The organism is Cupriavidus sp. GW822-FHT03E04, assembly GCF_058801495.1.
Map to the genome: position 1 here is coordinate 44,116 of NZ_JBXANI010000024.1, position 15,783 is coordinate 59,898.

Annotated in this window: 14 protein-coding genes; 8 read left to right on the forward strand and 6 right to left on the reverse strand. The window is 66.6% G+C overall.

Features of this window, described 5'->3' with window-relative positions; genetic code table 11:
- Nucleotides 1-280 precede the first annotated feature (280 nt).
- The 3 genes from AC1RQC_RS29985 to AC1RQC_RS29995 all read left to right on the forward strand — a co-directional run bounded on the left by AC1RQC_RS29985 (nucleotide 281) and on the right by AC1RQC_RS29995 (nucleotide 3,605).
- Nucleotides 281-1,507, forward strand: coding sequence for an NnrS family protein (locus AC1RQC_RS29985; RefSeq protein WP_492885515.1), 1,227 nt, complete (start codon nucleotides 281-283; stop codon nucleotides 1,505-1,507).
- Between the two features lie 112 nt (nucleotides 1,508-1,619).
- Nucleotides 1,620-3,071, forward strand: a complete 1,452-nt coding sequence (gene pdxR, locus AC1RQC_RS29990; protein ID WP_492885517.1) for a MocR-like pyridoxine biosynthesis transcription factor PdxR — start codon at nucleotides 1,620-1,622, stop codon at nucleotides 3,069-3,071.
- Nucleotides 3,072-3,167: 96 nt separating this feature from the next.
- Nucleotides 3,168-3,605 (forward strand): carboxymuconolactone decarboxylase family protein, encoded by a 438-nt coding sequence (locus AC1RQC_RS29995; RefSeq protein WP_492370633.1) that lies wholly within the window; start codon nucleotides 3,168-3,170, stop codon nucleotides 3,603-3,605.
- 61 nt (nucleotides 3,606-3,666) lie between these two features.
- Here the strand turns inward: AC1RQC_RS29995 and AC1RQC_RS30000 are convergent, their stop codons facing one another.
- Nucleotides 3,667-4,191, reverse strand: coding sequence for an RrF2 family transcriptional regulator (locus AC1RQC_RS30000; protein ID WP_492828583.1), 525 nt, complete (start codon nucleotides 4,189-4,191; stop codon nucleotides 3,667-3,669).
- A 302-nt stretch (nucleotides 4,192-4,493) separates the two neighbouring features.
- Here AC1RQC_RS30000 and AC1RQC_RS30005 point away from each other — a divergent pair, with 302 nt between their 5' ends.
- Complete coding sequence (locus AC1RQC_RS30005; protein WP_492828581.1) at nucleotides 4,494-5,705, forward strand: globin domain-containing protein; 1,212 nt, start codon at nucleotides 4,494-4,496, stop codon at nucleotides 5,703-5,705.
- An 87-nt stretch (nucleotides 5,706-5,792) separates the two neighbouring features.
- On the opposite strand, the gene AC1RQC_RS30010 is transcribed toward AC1RQC_RS30005, so the two are convergent.
- Both AC1RQC_RS30010 and AC1RQC_RS30015 read right to left on the reverse strand, forming a co-directional pair.
- On the reverse strand, nucleotides 5,793-7,217 hold the full coding sequence (locus AC1RQC_RS30010) for a heavy metal sensor histidine kinase (RefSeq protein ID WP_477133685.1): 1,425 nt from the start codon (nucleotides 7,215-7,217) through the stop codon (nucleotides 5,793-5,795).
- Nucleotides 7,214-7,885, reverse strand: coding sequence for a heavy metal response regulator transcription factor (locus AC1RQC_RS30015; RefSeq protein WP_150985778.1), 672 nt, complete (start codon nucleotides 7,883-7,885; stop codon nucleotides 7,214-7,216). Before AC1RQC_RS30015 ends, AC1RQC_RS30010 begins: the two co-directional genes overlap by 4 nt.
- Before the next feature lie 147 nt (nucleotides 7,886-8,032).
- On the opposite strand from AC1RQC_RS30015, the gene AC1RQC_RS30020 reads away from it, so the two are divergent.
- The 4 genes from AC1RQC_RS30020 (at nucleotide 8,033) to AC1RQC_RS30035 (ending at nucleotide 10,711) form a co-directional block, all read left to right on the forward strand.
- Complete coding sequence (locus AC1RQC_RS30020) at nucleotides 8,033-8,674, forward strand: hypothetical protein (RefSeq protein ID WP_492370636.1); 642 nt, start codon at nucleotides 8,033-8,035, stop codon at nucleotides 8,672-8,674.
- A gap of 61 nt (nucleotides 8,675-8,735) precedes the next feature.
- Nucleotides 8,736-9,383 (forward strand): cytochrome b/b6 domain-containing protein, encoded by a 648-nt coding sequence (locus AC1RQC_RS30025; RefSeq protein ID WP_492885519.1) that lies wholly within the window; start codon nucleotides 8,736-8,738, stop codon nucleotides 9,381-9,383.
- Between the two features lie 29 nt (nucleotides 9,384-9,412).
- The gene (locus tag AC1RQC_RS30030; RefSeq protein ID WP_492807851.1) at nucleotides 9,413-10,165 is read left to right on the forward strand and encodes a molybdopterin-dependent oxidoreductase; all 753 of its coding nucleotides are present in this window, start codon (nucleotides 9,413-9,415) and stop codon (nucleotides 10,163-10,165) included.
- Between the two features lie 243 nt (nucleotides 10,166-10,408).
- Nucleotides 10,409-10,711, forward strand: coding sequence for a hypothetical protein (locus AC1RQC_RS30035; RefSeq protein WP_492807519.1), 303 nt, complete (start codon nucleotides 10,409-10,411; stop codon nucleotides 10,709-10,711).
- A gap of 11 nt (nucleotides 10,712-10,722) precedes the next feature.
- Here the strand turns inward: AC1RQC_RS30035 and AC1RQC_RS30040 are convergent, their stop codons facing one another.
- The 3 genes from AC1RQC_RS30040 to purL form a co-directional block, all read right to left on the reverse strand.
- The gene (locus AC1RQC_RS30040; protein ID WP_492828575.1) at nucleotides 10,723-10,986 is read right to left on the reverse strand and encodes a type II toxin-antitoxin system RelE/ParE family toxin; all 264 of its coding nucleotides are present in this window, start codon (nucleotides 10,984-10,986) and stop codon (nucleotides 10,723-10,725) included.
- Nucleotides 10,986-11,255: a CopG family ribbon-helix-helix protein gene (locus tag AC1RQC_RS30045; RefSeq protein ID WP_492885521.1), complete on the reverse strand. Its 270-nt coding sequence runs from the start codon at nucleotides 11,253-11,255 to the stop codon at nucleotides 10,986-10,988. Before AC1RQC_RS30045 ends, AC1RQC_RS30040 begins: the two co-directional genes overlap by 1 nt.
- A 248-nt stretch (nucleotides 11,256-11,503) precedes the next feature.
- Entirely contained in the window at nucleotides 11,504-15,550 is a 4,047-nt protein-coding gene (gene purL / locus AC1RQC_RS30050; RefSeq protein WP_492807524.1) for a phosphoribosylformylglycinamidine synthase, read from the reverse strand.
- Nucleotides 15,551-15,783 lie beyond the last annotated feature (233 nt).

Consider the following 15,783-nt stretch of genomic DNA (forward strand, 5'->3'; position numbering starts at 1 on the left):
GCGGCACCGACCCCGCCTTTGTGCAGCCAGGGCCGCGGGCGGCTTAGCGGCAAATTGTCGCGTCGCCGCGCCGTGTATCACCCCGCTGACACACCCGTATTTTATGTTGCATTTGAAATGCTTGTTTTATAGAATCGTTCACAGGTTGCTGCGCCGCACGATATGCGAGTTCTGTTGGCAAGCGCACAGACAAAGACCTGGAAGCACCTGCAAACACCGACAAACACCGACAAACACCAACGGCAATCCGCGTTTCATCCAACCCTTTGCGAGAGGCGTCATGCTGCCCCTGCCACAGACCCGGCCATCTGCCCGGCCACCTACGCGGCCACCAGCCGGCGCCGGATACCACGGCCACCCCGCGCTTGCGCTCGCGTTCCGGCCCTTCTATCTGCTGGCGGCGGGCTTCGCCGTGGTGGCCATCGGCGTGTGGGCAGCCATCTACCTGGGCTGGTGGCCGTGGTCTGGCGCACAGCCGGCCATCGGCGGCATGCTGTGGCATGCGCACGAGATGGTGTTTGGCTTTGCCGCCGCGGTTGTGGCCGGCTTCTTGTTTACCGCCGGCAAGAACTGGACGGGACAGCAGACGCCGCAGGGCTGGCTGCTGGGTAGTCTCGCCGCTGTGTGGGTCGCGGCGCGCGTGGCGATGTGGACCGGGCCCGCTCCTGTCGCGGCCGTGCTGGACCTCGCCTTCCTGCTGCTGTGCGCCGCCGCCTTCCTGCGCGTGCTGGTGCGCGCCGGCAGCGCGCGCAACTACGGCCTTGCCGCCGCCCTGTTCCTGTTGTGGTCGCTGAACGTGGTGTTCCACCTGGCGATGGCGAGAGGCGCCGTGCACGTCGCGCTGCAAAGTGCCGATGCCGGCATCGGCCTGGTCGTCATCTTCATTACCGTAATCGGCGGGCGGGTGATCCCGATGTTCACCGCCAATACCGTGCCCGGCGTACGCATCCGGCGCTCGATGCCGGTGGAGCGCAGCGTGGTGGCGCTGACGCTGGCCGCGATGATCGCCTGCACGCTGGCGCCGCGCGGCATGGCAACCGCAGCCATCGCGCTGCTAGCTGCGCTGGCGCAAGCGCTGCGGCTTGGCGGCTGGCGCTCGTGGCACACGGTGCGCAAGCCGCTGATCGCCATCCTTCACCTGGCGTATGCCTGCCTGCCGCTGGGCCTGGTGCTCCTGGCGGCATCCGCCCAGGGCTGGGCCGACCGCTCGACGGCGCTGCACGCCCTCACCGTGGGCGCGATCGGCTGCGCCATCCTGGGGATGATCACGCGCACCGCGCTGGGCCACACCGGCCGCAAACTGGAAGCGGGTGCGATGGAGAACGCCGCCTACGCGTGCATCGGCCTGGCTGCTGTCGTCCGCGTGATCGGGCTGCTGCTGTTGCCGCAATACAAACCGTTCTGGATCGCCAGCGCGGCGGCGCTCTGGATGGCGACCTTCGCGCTGTACCTGCTGAAATACGTGCCCTACCTGACCCGGCCCCGGGCCGACGGGCGGGAAGGTTAAGGCTTCCCGCGATGCTCGCCGAACAAGACCACGCTCCCCGCTCTTCCCACCTGCCCGCCTCAGCCTTTGGCGTTGTGCCGGGCCCGGGTAACCACCAACAAAAGATCAAGAGATGGATGTCCATTTGAGCATTCACGGCCGGCGGGGCCTTGCCGGCCAACTCTATCGACAGTTGCGGGCGGGCATCGTCGACGGCCGCCTGGCGCCGGGCGAAAGGCTGCCGTCGACCCGCGACCTTGCCACGCAGCTTGGGGTATCGCGCAAGACCACGCTCGACGTGTTCGAGCGGTTGATTGCCGAGGGCTACCTGCGCTCCCGCGCCGGCGACGGCACCTTCGTCGCGCATGAGATGACGGGCCTGGCACCATCGCCATCATCGCTGTCCCCCAGCGCGGGCTCCGGCTCGATCTGGGAGGCGCTGCCCGACACCCTTCCCCATACGCCACCCGGCGCCGCGCCAGCGTTCGACTTCGTGGGCGGCGTCACCGACAAGGGCATGTTTCCCTTCGATAAGTGGCGCAGCTGCGTCAGCCACGCGCTACGCGTGCAGGCCCGCGGGCGCGGCAGCTACCGGGATCCCGCCGGCGAGCAGGAATTGCGGCTTGCGGTGTCGCGCTACCTGGCGTTCAGCCGCGCGGTGGTGAGCAACTGGCAGGACGTCATCGTCACGCAGGGTGCGCAGCAGGCGATCGACCTGATGGCGCGGGTGGTCATCCGCCCCGGCGACGTGGTGGCGGTGGAGGATCCCGGCTATCCGCCCGCGCGCATTGCGTTTTCCGCGCTGGGCGCGCAGGTGGCTTATGTCCCCGTGGATGCGCAGGGGCTGGTAGTGGACGCCCTGCCGGACAACGCGCGCATTGTCTACGTCACGCCGTCCCACCAGTTTCCGCTGGGCATGGCGATGAGCCTGGAGCGGCGCGTGGCGCTGCTCGAGTGGGCGCAACGCCGTGGCGCGCTGGTGCTGGAGGACGACTACGACGGCGAGTACCGCTTCATGGGCCACCCGGTGGAGTCGCTCAAGAGCCTGGACAAGACAGGGGTGGTGGCGTACGTCGGCACCTTCTCCAAGACGATCTTCCCCGAGCTGCGCATCGGCTACGTGATCCCCCCGGCGCCGCTGGGCACAGCCGTGCGCAGGGCCAAGCAGGTCAGTGACTGGCACAGCTGCACCATGACGCAGACGGCGCTGGCCAGGTTCATGCTCGACGGCCACTTCGCCAAGCACCTGCGGCGCATGCGCAAGGAGTACGCCGCACGGCGCGCCGCGTTGCTTGCGCACCTGCAGGGCCCGTTGAGCCCGTGGTTCATGCCCCACGCGCCGGCCGCGGGCATCCATATGGTGGCCCACCTGAAGATGCCGCAAGATGAAACCGCGCTGATCGCGCGCGCCGCCGCCGCATCGGTCGGCCTGTATGGCATTGCAGGCATGTACGGCGGGCAGGCGCCGGTGCCTGGCATCCTGTTGGGCTACGGTGGCATCAGCGTGGCGGACATCCACGCCGGCATGGAGAAGCTGGCCGGGGCGCTAGCGGCGGACGGCCCGCCACTGGTTACCTCAAATTAGAGAAAACTGGCTATTTTGCATAGCCAGTCGCCGTCCTATTCTTGTTCCTGTCGCGCCTCCACACCGATGGCGCAAAACGCAAAGCAGGAGCAAACCATGGAACAACGTCTCGACTTCTACAAAGCCAGCCCCGCCGCCATCAAGGCCGTGCTCGGCCTGGAAGAACGCGTCGGCAAGAGCGGCCTGGAAAAACCGCTGGTAGAACTGGTGCGCCTGCGTGCCTCGCAGATCAATGGCTGCGCCTATTGCATCGACCTGCACACCACCGATGCGCGCAAGGGCGGCGAGAATGACCGCCGCCTGGCCACCCTGTCGGTCTGGCGTGAAACGCCCTTCTTCACCGACCGCGAGCGCGCCGCCCTGGCCTGGACGGAAGCCGTCACGCTGGTCGCCCAGGATCATGTGCCCGACGCTGCATGGGAAGCGGTTCGCCCCCACTTCGGCGACGCCGAGCTGGTCGACCTGACCCTGCTGATTGCCACGATCAACAGCTGGAACCGCTTCGCCATCTCGTTTCGCAAGACGCCGGCCTGAACCCGGGCCGACCTCGCCCCGGCGCCGCTCCCGCCAGCCGGGAGACCGGCGCAACGCGGGCTTACTGCTCGCCAGCGTCCTCGGCTGCCGCCTGGGAGGCCTTGGCCTTGCGCGTCACGCTCTTGATCGGGATGCCGGTCAGGGTGGCGGCGCCACCGTCGCCAAACGCCCGCGTGAGCGCCGCAGGCTTCTCCACCAGATCCTGCAGGCTATACGCGTCCAGCACCTCGAAATAAGCCCGCAACGCCGCGGACAGCACGCCGCGCAAGCCGCATACGCGGGTGATGATGCAGTGGTTGTCATCGCCCTGGAAGCACTCCACCAGGTTGAAATCCGACTCCATGGTCCGGATCACTTCGCCCACATTGATCTGCGCAGCCGGCCGGCCCAGCGCGATGCCACCTGCGCGCCCGCGCACCGTATGCAGGAAGCCGGCCTGGCCGAGCTTTTGCACGATCTTGATCAGGTGGTTCTTGGGAATGCCGAACGCATCCGCGATGTGCTGGATGGTGACCAGTTCGCCCGGATGGACCGCCACATAGATCAGGGTCCGCAGACTGTAGTCGGTGTAGTCGGTCAGTCTCATGGAAAAATCCGGTTTGCGGCGATGATGTATGGGGTAGCCAGGATGGGGCCCCGGCAGGCATTTCAGCCTCAGTGTGACGGCTGCCGCAGTCTAACATGGACCAAAGATGCATCTTTGCGCGCTGCCGCAAATTTTATGTTGCATTGCAAATGCATGTTTAATAAAATCGGTTTCAAGGCGTCGCCACCTGGCCGCGTCCAGGCTGAACCGGGACTGCACCTAGACCGTACGCCGCCACCGCACCACGTTGCGGAGTCTTTTTTCTTTTTTGTTGCATTTTCTGCACATCTTTGGAGGTTGCCGTGCTGTCCGAACAATCGAGACCCCTGATCGACGCGAGCGTGCCCGTGCTGCGCGAACATGGCCTGGCCATTACCCAGACGTTCTATCGCAACATGTTTGCCGATCGGCCCGAGCTGACCAACCTGTTCAACATGGGCAACCAGGCCAACGGTTCGCAGCAGCAGTCGCTGGCCTCCGCCGTGTTTGCCTACGCCGCCAACTATGGCGACAACAGCGCCCTGGCACCGGTGGTCAGCCGCATCGTCCACAAGCACGCCTCGGTCGGCATCAAGCCCAGCCACTACGCCATCGTCGCGCGCCACCTGCTCGGCGCCATCGGCGAAGTGCTCGGCGATGCCGCCACCCCGGCGCTGGTCGCCGCCTGGGACGAAGCCTACTGGCTGCTCGCCGCAGAACTGATCGCCGCGGAAACCCGCCTCTACGAGCGCGCGCAAACCGGCCCCGATCACCGCCAGCCCGTGCGCATCGTCGCACGCGAAGCACAAAGCGCCGACATCACCGCCTTCACGCTCGAAGCCGTGGGCGGCACCACGCTGGCCGACTTCCTGCCCGGCCAGTACATCTCCGTGGTGGTGGAACTCACCCCCGGCGCCTTCCAGCAGCGCCAGTACAGTTTGTCCGACGCGCCCAACGGCAAGACCTGGCGCATCTCGGTCAAGCGCGACCGCGGCAATGGCGAGGACCTGCCCGCCGGCGCGGTCTCGAACTGGCTGCACGAAAACGCCCGCGAAGGCGACGTGCTGCTGGTCAGCCAGCCCTTCGGCGACTTCGCCCCGCGCATCGAGCCCAGCACCCCCATCGTGCTGCTTTCGGCCGGCGTCGGTGTCACGCCCATGATCAGCGCGCTGAACACCGTCGCGCAGCGCAATCCTTCACGCAAGGTCGTATTCGGCCACGCCGCGCGCATGGCCTCGCACGTGGCGCACCTGAAGGACGTCAAGCATGCCGCCCGCAAGCTGCCCAAGCTGCGCACGCACTTTTTCCTGGAATCCGAGGAGCCGGCGGAATTTCTGGCGCAACCCGCCCTGCCTGGCCGCATGGATATCGATGTGATTCTGGCCGACGAAGATCTTGCGGATGCGGACTTCTACCTGTGCGGGCCGCTGCCGTTCATGCAGGCACAGCGCGCGGCGCTGCAGGCGCGTGGCGTGAGGGCGGAACGGGTGCACCGGGAGGTGTTTGGGCCGGATCTGCTGGATACGCTGCTGTAACGCTGCTGTCACGCTAGAAACGAGACGGCAATGAAGCGCGCGGGGATCCCGCGTGCACGGCTTGCAGGCGCCGGCCGCCACAAGCTCTCAGGAAGCCAACCCTTGCTGCCGCGGGAACCGCAGCGCAAACCGCACCAGCCCCGGCGCGGGGCAACTGGCCATCACGCCGCCGCCGTGCAGCACCATGATGGCCTTCACGATGGCCAGGCCGAGGCCGTTGGACTCGGTGACCCGGCTGCGCGCCGCATCGCCGCGATAGAAGCGGTCGAACAGGCGGTCGAGCTGGCCTTGCGGGATGGCCTCGCCCTGGTTTTCCACCGCAACGACGATGCCGTCAGGCTCTTCGGTACTGCTCAGCCGCACCACGCTGCCCGGCGCGCCGTAGCGCACGGCATTGACCACCAGGTTGTTGATGGCGCGGCGGCACAGCAGCGGATTGGCCCAGACCGTGCCGAGTGCCTCCACTTCGAATGTCATCGCCTTCTCGTCCGCCGGCCCTTCGAAATACTCGGCGATCTTGTTGAGCTCGTCAGGCAGCGACACCGGGGCGCGCTCGATAACCAGCCCGGCATGGTCGGCCTGCGCCAGGAACAGGATGTTCTCGGCGATATGGCCGAGCCGGTTCAGCTCCTCCAGGTTGGACTCGAGGACGTCCTGGTACTCCTCCGGCCGACGCGACTGGCTCAGCGTGACCTGGGTCTGGCCGATCAGCGCGCCCACGGGCGTGCGGATCTCGTGGGCCAGGTCGGCGGAAAACTGGGACAGCCGCTCGTAGCCGTCGGCCAGCCGGTCCAGCATGGCGTTGAACGCGCCGACGAGGCCGCGCAGCTCGGCGGGAGCATCCCGCTCATCCAGGCGCACGGCGAGGCTGGCGGGGCTGATCTCGGCGGCCCGCGCGGCGATGCTGCCTACCGGCTTGAGCCCGCGCCGGATGGCGAAGAAGGCGAGCGCGGTCGCCGCCAGCATGCCGACCAGCGCGGCCAGCACCACGCGGTCGCGGTAGGCGGCGAGCATCCGCACTTCGTTGCTCATCGGATGCGCGGCGATCACCTCGACCACGCCGCCATCCTCGCTGGAGCGCGCCATCGCGGCCGCCCAGTGCACCGGCACGCCGTTGTCCAGCCGGGTGCGCAGGATGCTGGCCGCGCTCAGGCCGGCGCCGTCGCCCGGCGGGGATGCCTCAAGCTTTGCCGGCACCGGCAGGTTGTCCGGGTTGACGTGGATAAACGGCGGCTCGCCCGGCTTGCGGAAAATCAGCACGTCGCGCTCGGCGCCGAGCATGGATTCGAACAGCAAAGGCCGGTCCTTGAGCTCGCCGACGGTGTACACATCGCTGGCCAGCCGGCGGAAATGCGCCACGCGCCCGATCAGTTGCAGATCGGCGCGGGCCTCCATCGAGGTCTTGACGGACTGGTAGAAATACGCGCCCAGCGCGCCGATCACCACGCAGGCAATCGCGGCGAACGACAACGTCGTGCGCGCGGTCAGCGAGCGCGAGGACCAGGCTTTCACGCGCCCTCGCCGAAGGTATAGCCGATGCTGCGCACGGTATGGATAAGCTTCTTGTCGAAGGGCTGGTCGACCTTGGCGCGCAGCCGCTTGATGGCCACGTCAACGACGTTGGTGTCGCTGTCGAAGTTCATGTCCCACACCTCGGCGGCAATCAGCGTGCGCGACAGCGCCTCGCCCTGGCGCTTGACCAGCAGGTGCAGCAGCAGGAACTCCTTGTTGGTCAGCACGATCTCCACGCCCTGGCGCGTCACCTTGCGGCGCAGGACATCGAGCTTGAGGTCGGCGAATTCGAACAGCTCCGCCTCGCGCACCACGCCGCGGCGCAGCAGCGTGCGGATGCGCAGCACCAGCTCGATGAACGAAAACGGCTTGACGAGGTAATCGTCGGCGCCGAGCTCAAGCCCGTGGATGCGGTCGTTGACATGGTCGCGCGCAGTCAGAAAGATCACCGGCAGGTCGCGCCGCGCGCGCAGCGTGCGCATGATTTCCCAGCCGTCGATGCCCGGCAGCATCACGTCGAGCACGACGAGGTCGTAGGCGTGCTCCAGCGCCATGTGCAGACCGTCCGTACCGGTGCGCGCGAGATCCACGGCGTAGCCGCTTTCGCGCAAACCCTTCTTGAGGTAATCGCCGGTCTTGGGGTCGTCTTCGATGACGAGGATGCTCATGATGCGCAATGCCATTCAACGGTATGCCGCCATTCTAGCGGTGGCCGGAGCCCCGATTCATGACATTTTGGTCATCAAAAAGTCATCCGAGCGACCCGGCCATCACCCTAACCTACGTAGCACTTTCCACGCACCAGGAGTTCCAGGATGAAGATCGTTTCGCGTAATTTGACACGTACCTTGGTGGCCCCGGCGCTGCTCGCCGGCGCCATGTTTGCCGCAGCGCCCGCGGTGCTGGCGCAGCCCGCTCCCGCCGCCACGCCTACCGGCGTGCGCGGCACCGTGACCGCCTTCGCCGGCGACACGCTGAAGGTGCGCACGCGCTCGGGACAGGACCTGGAAGTGGGCCTGACCAAGGACACCGCGGTGCGCGCGGTGACGCTGGCCAAGGTCGATGAGATCAAGCCCGGCAGCTATATCGGCTCGGCCGCCGTGCCGCAGGCGGATGGCTCGCTCAAGGCGCTCGAGGTGCACGTGTTCCCGCCGAGCATGCGCGGCAGCGGCGAAGGCCATCGTGCGTGGGACCTCGGCAAGAACAGCAGCATGACCAACGGCACCGTGGGCAATGTGGTGGTCAGCAACGGCCGCACCATCACCGTGAAGTACCCCGACGGCGAAAAGCGCATCGTGATCCCCAACGACGTGCCCATCGTCAACCTGGAACCCGGCGACCGCTCCTTGCTGGTCCCCGGCGCGCATATCGTGCTGTTCGCCAGCAAAGGCGCCGACGGCGGGCTGACCGCGCGCTTTATCTCGGCCGGCAAGGAAGGCGTGGTGCCTCCGATGTAAGACCCGCCCGGGCCGGCGCCGTCCGGCCTGGAACCTTGCTGTCCCGCCAACGTTCCCCGTCATGCGCAAGCTCCCCTCCTCCGCACCCGCGCGGCGCGCCATCGTCCATCCGCTGGTCGTGCGCGCCACGCACTGGATCAACGCCTTCGCCATGGCCTGCATGGTGATGAGCGGCTGGGCGATCTACAACGCCTCGCCGCTGTTTCCCTTCAAATTTCCGGCCTGGGCGACGGTAGGCGGCTGGCTGGGCGGCGCGATCGCATGGCATTTCGCGGCCATGTGGCTGCTGGCCGCCAATGGCCTGGTCTACCTGGCTTATGGCCTCGCCACGCGGCATTTCCGGCGCCACTTCCTGCCGCTGAGCGCGCGCGGCGTCCTGCGTGACGCGTCGCTTGCCATCCGGCTGCGCCTGCCGCATCGGCCCGGCGCCTACAACGCGGTGCAGCGGCTGATGTATGTGGCGGTGCTGCTGCTGGGCGTGCTGGTGGTGGCGTCCGGGCTGGCCATCTGGAAGCCCGTGCAGCTGGACTGGCTGGCGACGCTGTTTGGCGGGTTCGACACGGCGCGCCATGTGCATTTCCTTGCCATGGCGGGGATCGTGGGTTTCGTCGTGATTCACCTGGCGCTGGTCATCCTGGTGCCGGCCACCTTGTTGCCAATGCTGACCGGACGCGCCGGGCGCGCTGGCCATGGAGATGTCGAAGCATGAGCGCCCCCAACGATGACAAGCGGATCGTCATGCCGGCCTCGGAGCCGGCAAGCGCGGCTGATTTCAAGCCCCAGCTCGTGCAACTCCAGCGGCGCCTGTTGCTGCGCTCCTCGCTGTCGCTGGGCGCCCTGTCCATGCTGGCGGGCTGCACCTTGCAGGATGGCGATGCCGTGGACAAGGTGCTGTGGTCAATGTCGCGCTGGAACGATCGCGTGCAAGCCTGGCTGTTCAACCGCAACCGGCTCGCCCCCACCTACGCGCGCAGCCAGATCACGCAGCCCTTCCCGTTCAACGCCTTCTATCCTGAGTACGACGTGCCGGAGGTCGACGGTGCCGGCTACCGCCTCGAAGTCTCCGGGCTGGTCGCCGACAAGCGCGCATGGAGCCTGGCGCAACTGCGCGCGCTGCCGCAGGCGGGGCAGATCACGCGGCATATCTGCATCGAAGGCTGGAGCGCGATCGGCGAATGGCGCGGCGTTGCGCTGCGCACCTTCCTGGAACGCATCGGCGCGGACACCACCGCCCGCTATATCGGCTTCAAATGCGCGGACCGCTATTACTCCAGCCTCGACATGGAAACCGCGCTGCACCCGCAGACCATGCTGGCGCTGGATTTCGGCAGCGAGCCGCTACCCGCCCGCTATGGCTACCCGCTCAAGCTACGGGTGCCGACCAAGCTCGGCTTCAAGAACCCCAAGCATATCGCCGCGCTCTTCGTGACCAACGAGAATCCGGGCGGGTACTGGGAAGACCAGGGGTATAACTGGTTTAGCGGGCTGTAGGACAAGAACGCACCGCTGCCTGCAAGTGACGACCCCTGGGTGATGCACGGTACGCCGGGCACCAAACACGTTGCCTGGTGTACGCATTGCCGCACCTGGCGAGCGCGCCAAGCATTCCCACCATCGCCGCACATGGGTAATATCAAGGTCATGCGTGCCGCCACCCTGGCCGTGGCGCAGTCTGATTAGCGCAAGCCCGCCTGATCTCCCGCCGCGGGCACCGGCATGCGAACGAGGGAGACCATGGCTTCAGTGGCTTCAGTGGCATCAGGCGGCAGCCCCTACCGGCAACTCTGGCACCTCACATCCGAAGGATGGGGCTACTGCGCGCTCGGCACCTTCAGCCACGATGGCCTGCCCCCGGAATGGCGCGCCGTGCTGCCCATGCTGCCGCTGCGCGACCGCTACTCCCCCGTGAAAGCCGCGCGCATGGTGCTGGTCACCATGCAGATCCGCGGCGCGGCGCCGGCATCGGCCAGGCAATCGGATCCGCAGCGGCCGTTGTATTACGTTTATCAGGCCTGGAGTACACGGCGGATGACTTGAGGCAAGTCGTCTTAGCGATCCTCTCGGGTATGCCACACCCGCAGCACGTAGATTGTCGAATCCCGAATCTCATAGCGCATCTCATAATGCCCCACAAGAATCCGCCGCACCTCGCGGGGCTCGAATTCATCAAGCTGCTCACCGATGCGTGGGTTAGCCAGGAAATTTGCAGGTGCCGCCGCGAGCGCCTGGACGGTTCGCGCAGCTGCCAGCTTATTCACGGGGGCCAAAAACTTGGCGAGCGCCTTGCTGGTCCACTTCAGGTCCATCAACATCAGCGCGAGACCGGCGGGGGTGTGTCCGTGCTAAGACCGTCGGCCCAAGCCTGAACGGCCTGATGATCGATAACGCGACCTGCATCCACGTCGGCCAAGGCCTCACGTGTCAGACGGCTGCGCTCTTCCTCCTGATCGATCCAGGCAGATAGGGCCTGCTTCATGATCCAGCCGCGCGAGCGCTCCAGGCGGGCCGCCAACTGATCGACCTTCCCGGCCAGTGGCAACGGCACATGCACGGTCAGCACCCTGGTTTCGGTCTGTGCCATATGTAGTCCTTTTCGATACGGGTTGAATCACAGTGAATCATAGCGATTCATGATAGCGCGTCCAAACCGAAGGTCTTGTTTGGGCATTTTTCAGCACTTATCTGTATCACCCGCTGAGCGCGCACGGAAATGCAGCCTGCCTGAGGCAGCCAACCCGCTCAGTGAATCCCGCATCGACAAAAGGAAAAGCCCGCGCGAAGCGGGCTTTTCCTTTCTACAGCGCGAAAGCGCGAAAAACAGCAGGCCGTTCAACCCACCCACTTGCGCGCGTTGCGGAACATGCGCATCCACGGGCTGCCGCCGTCTTCCACCTGCTTCCAGGCGTCCGGCGCCCAGCTCATGGTGGCGGTGCGGAACACGCGCTCCGGGTGCGGCATCAGCACGGTGAAGCGGCCATCGGTGGTGGTCACCGAGGTAATGCCGTCGGGCGAGCCGTTCGGGTTCAGCGGGTAGGTTTGCGTCGGCGCGCCGTGGTTGTCCACGAAACGCAGCGCCACCTGGGCCTGGCTCTTGTCGCCTTGCTGCGAGAAGTCGGCGAAGCCTTCGCCGTGCGCCACCACGATGGGGATGCGGCTGCCTTCCATGCCGGCGAAGAAGATCGACGGCGAGGATTGCACTTGCACGGTGACGTAGCGCGCTTCGTACTGCTCCGACTGGTTGCGGGTGAACTTGGGCCATGCGCCCGCGCCGGGGATGATCGGGGCGAGGTTGCTCATCATCTGGCAGCCGTTGCACACGCCCAGCGCGAAGGTGTCCTGGCGGTTGAAGAAGGCCGCGAACTGCTCGGCCATCTGCGCGTTGAACAGGATGGTCTTGGCCCAGCCTTCGCCGGCACCCAGCACGTCGCCGTAGCTGAAGCCGCCGCAAGCGACAAAGCCGGAGAAGTCGGCCAGGTTGGCACGCCCGGCAATCAGGTCGCTCATGTGCACGTCGTGCGTGTCGAAGCCGGCGCGGTCCATGCTGTACGCCATTTCGATCTGCGAGTTGACGCCCTGCTCGCGCAGGATCGCCACGCGCGGACGCGCGCCGGTGGCCACGAACGGTGCGGCGATGTCTTGTGCCGGATCGAAGGTCAGCACCGGCGAGATGCCCGGGTCCGCCGCGTCGAGCACGCGATCGTATTCGCTGTCGGCGCAAGCCGGGTTGTCGCGCAGGCGCGCGATGCGCCAGCTGACTTCGCTCCAGGTGCGCTGCAGCTCGCTGCGCGCGGCGCCGAAGACCTTCTTGGCGTCGCGGTAGATCTCGATCTGGTCGGTGGCATTGGGCTTGCCCACCACGTGGCTGCAGGCCGACAGGCCGACTTCGCGCAGCACGGCGAACACGGCATCGCGCTCTTCCTGGCGTACCTGGATCACCGCGCCGAGCTCTTCCGAGAACAGCGCGCGCAGGGTCTGCTCGTCGCGGCGGCCGGAGATTTGCTGCGCCCAGTTCTTGGCGTCGCCGAAGTCCTGCTCCTGGACCGGGTCCAGCGCCAGCATATCGACGTTGAGCGACAGGCCGCAATGGCCGGCAAAGGCCATTTCCGCCAGGGCAGCCATGAAGCCGCCGTCGGAACGGTCGTGATAGGCCAGCAGCTTGCCCTCGCGGTTCAGGCGCTGGATCACGTTGAAGAAGTTCTTCAGGTCTTCGGCGCTGTCCACGTCCGGCGCGGTGTCGCCTACCTGCTGCGTCACCTGGGCCAGGATGCTGCCGCCCAGGCGGTTCTTGCCGCGGCCGAGGTCGATGGCGATCAGCACGCTGTCGCCCGCATCGGTGCGCAGTTGCGGGGTCAGGGTGCGGTCGGTGTCATCCACGGCGGCAAACGCCGAGATGATCAGCGAGACCGGTGCGACCACTTCCTTGTCGACGCCGTCGTCCTGCCACTTGGTGCGCATGGACAGCGAATCCTTGCCCACCGGGATGCTGATGCCCAGCGCCGGGCACAGTTCCATGCCAACCGCATGCACGGTGTCGTACAGCTTGGCGTCTTCGCCGTCCACGCCGCAGGCGGCCATCCAGTTAGCGGACAGCTTGACCTTGGCCAGGTCCTTGACCGGCGCGGCGGCCAGGTTGGTCAGCGCCTCGCCGATGGCCATGCGGCCCGAGGCGGGGGCGTTGATCACGGCTAGCGGAGTGCGCTCGCCCATGGTCATGGCTTCGCCGGCCCGGCCCTTGTAGTCGAGCGTGGTCACCGCCACGTCGGCCACCGGCACCTGCCAGGGGCCGACCATCTGGTCGCGCGCATTCATGCCGCCAACCGTGCGGTCGCCGATGGTGATCAGGAACGACTTGCTGGCCACGGTCGGGTGGCGCAGCACGTCGCGCACGGCCTTGTCCAGCGCGATGCCGGTCACGTCCACCGGGGGCAGGCTTTGCGCCACGTGCTTGACGTCGCGGTGCATGCGCGGCGGCTTGCCCAGCAGCACGTCCATCGGCATGTTCACGGCATAGTGTTCCTTGAGCGCCGCGTCGACATGCGCATCGACCAGTTGCAGCTGCTGCTCTTCGGTGGCGATGCCCACCACGGCAAACGGCGAACGCTCGCGCTGGCACATGGTCTGGAACAGCGGGAAGGACTCCGGCGCCACCGCCATCACATAGCGTTCCTGCGACTCGTTGCACCAGATCTCGGCCGGGCTCATGCCCGACTCTTCCAGGTGCACCTGGCGCAGGTCGAAGCGCGCACCGCGGCCCGCGCCGTCCACCAGCTCGGGGAAGGCATTGGAGATGCCGCCCGCGCCCACGTCGTGGATCGACAGGATGGGGTTGTCGTCGCCGAGCTGCCAGCAGGCGTTGATGACTTCCTGCGCGCGCCGCTCCATTTCCGGGTTGCCGCGCTGGACCGAATCGAAGTCCAGGTCGGCGGTATTGGTGCCGGTCGCCATCGAGCTGGCGGCGCTGCCGCCCATGCCGATGCGCATGCCCGGGCCGCCGAGCTGGATCAGCAGCGAGCCGGCCGGCAGCGCCTTCTTGTGCGTGTGGCCGGCGTCGATGTTACCGATGCCGCCGGCGATCATGATCGGCTTGTGATAGCCGCGCACGGTGCCGCCCACGTTTTGCTCGTAGACGCGGAAGTAACCGCCCAGGATGGCGCGGCCGAATTCATTGTTGAACGCGGCGCCGCCGAGCGGGCCTTCGGTCATGATTTGCAGCGGCGAGGCGATGCGGTCCGGCTTGCCGGTCACGCTCACCTTGTCGTCCGGGTTGCGGTGCGCCACCGGCTGGGCGGCGTCACGCGCGTTTTCCCAGCCTTCCACGGCGTCCGGCAGCATCAGGTTGGAGACCGTGAAGCCGGTCAGGCCAGCCTTGGGCTTGCCGCCACGGCCGGTGGCGCCTTCGTCGCGGATTTCACCGCCGGCGCCGGTGGAGGCCCCGGGGAACGGCGAGATGGCGGTCGGGTGGTTGTGCGTCTCCACCTTCATCAGCGTGTGGGTCAGCGCCTCATGGCGGCCATACTTCTGCTCGGTGCCGCGCGGGAACCAGCGCTCAGCCACATCGCCTTCCATCACCGCGGAGTTGTCCGAGTACGCCACGATCGACCCTTGCGGGTTGAGCTGGTGGGTATTGCGGATCATGGCGAACAGGGATTTGTCCTGCTGCACGCCGTCGATGGTCCAGGTGGCGTTGAAGATCTTGTGGCGGCAGTGCTCGCTGTTGGCCTGCGCGAACATCATCAGCTCGACGTCGGTCGGGTTGCGCTCCAGCTTGGCGTAGGCGTCGACCAGGTAGTCGATCTCGTCTTCCGACAGGGCCAGGCCCATTTCGGTATTGGCTTGCGCCAGCGCGGCGCGGCCACCGGAGATGTCGATGAAGCGCAGCGGCTTGGCCGGCAGTTCCTGGAACAGGCCGGCGGCGTCTTCACGCGAAGCCACCACGCTTTCGGTCATGCGGTCGAACAGGTGGGCAGCCACCGCGGCGCGCGTGCCGGCATCCAGCGTCTTGCGCCCACGCAGCAGGCCCTTCTTGCAGATCACGGTGATCTCGATGCCGCGCTCGATGCGGTGCACGTGCTCGAAGCCGCAGTTGTGCGCGATGTCGGTCGCCTTGCTGGCCCACGGCGAGATGGTGCCGAAGCGCGGAATCACCACAAAGCGATCACCGTCGGTTTGTGCCTCGAAAGGCGCGCCATAGGTCAACAGCGCGGCGATGCGGGCGCTGTCGTCTTGCGATAGCGGCACGTCGGTGTCGACAAAATGCAGGAACTGGCCGTGCACCGACTCGATGTCGGCGTCGATCTGCTTGAGGGCGGTGAGCAGGCGTTGCTGGCGAAAGGCGGAAAGCGCCAATGCACCGGGGAAGCACGAGAAATGCGCCATGGTCTGAGCGGTCGGGAGGGCAGGAGGTAGGGGCTGCTACCGGCCGGCGCCGCTGGTTGGGGCGCCGTGCTGGCGGGAAACCGGGATTATACCTTGTCGAGAGGGGGTTCCCGCGTTGCAGCAGAGGTGGCTTGACGGACAAAAGGTGGTGGTGGCCCGGACAAGCTCCGCAGCCATCACGCGGGCCGGGTGGCATCCGGGCTAATTGCGCCTCATAAACCACTTAAGCAGGC

Excerpts from the sequence above, each read along its gene's own strand:
- AC1RQC_RS30040 (WP_492828575.1), bottom strand. The coding sequence starts at position 10,986 with ATGTTGATGGACCTGAAGTGGACCAGCAAGGCGCTCGCCAAGTTTTTG.
- AC1RQC_RS30000 (WP_492828583.1), bottom strand. The coding sequence starts at position 4,191 with ATGAGACTGACCGACTACACCGACTACAGTCTGCGGACCCTGATCTAT.
- AC1RQC_RS29995 (WP_492370633.1), top strand. The coding sequence starts at position 3,168 with ATGGAACAACGTCTCGACTTCTACAAAGCCAGCCCCGCCGCCATCAAG.
- pdxR (WP_492885517.1), top strand. The coding sequence starts at position 1,620 with ATGGATGTCCATTTGAGCATTCACGGCCGGCGGGGCCTTGCCGGCCAA.
- AC1RQC_RS30045 (WP_492885521.1), bottom strand. The coding sequence starts at position 11,255 with ATGGCACAGACCGAAACCAGGGTGCTGACCGTGCATGTGCCGTTGCCA.
- purL (WP_492807524.1), bottom strand. The coding sequence starts at position 15,550 with ATGGCGCATTTCTCGTGCTTCCCCGGTGCATTGGCGCTTTCCGCCTTT.
- AC1RQC_RS30030 (WP_492807851.1), top strand. The coding sequence starts at position 9,413 with ATGCCGGCCTCGGAGCCGGCAAGCGCGGCTGATTTCAAGCCCCAGCTC.
- AC1RQC_RS30015 (WP_150985778.1), bottom strand. The coding sequence starts at position 7,885 with ATGAGCATCCTCGTCATCGAAGACGACCCCAAGACCGGCGATTACCTC.
- AC1RQC_RS30035 (WP_492807519.1), top strand. The coding sequence starts at position 10,409 with ATGGCTTCAGTGGCTTCAGTGGCATCAGGCGGCAGCCCCTACCGGCAA.
- AC1RQC_RS29985 (WP_492885515.1), top strand. The coding sequence starts at position 281 with ATGCTGCCCCTGCCACAGACCCGGCCATCTGCCCGGCCACCTACGCGG.
- AC1RQC_RS30020 (WP_492370636.1), top strand. The coding sequence starts at position 8,033 with ATGAAGATCGTTTCGCGTAATTTGACACGTACCTTGGTGGCCCCGGCG.
- AC1RQC_RS30025 (WP_492885519.1), top strand. The coding sequence starts at position 8,736 with ATGCGCAAGCTCCCCTCCTCCGCACCCGCGCGGCGCGCCATCGTCCAT.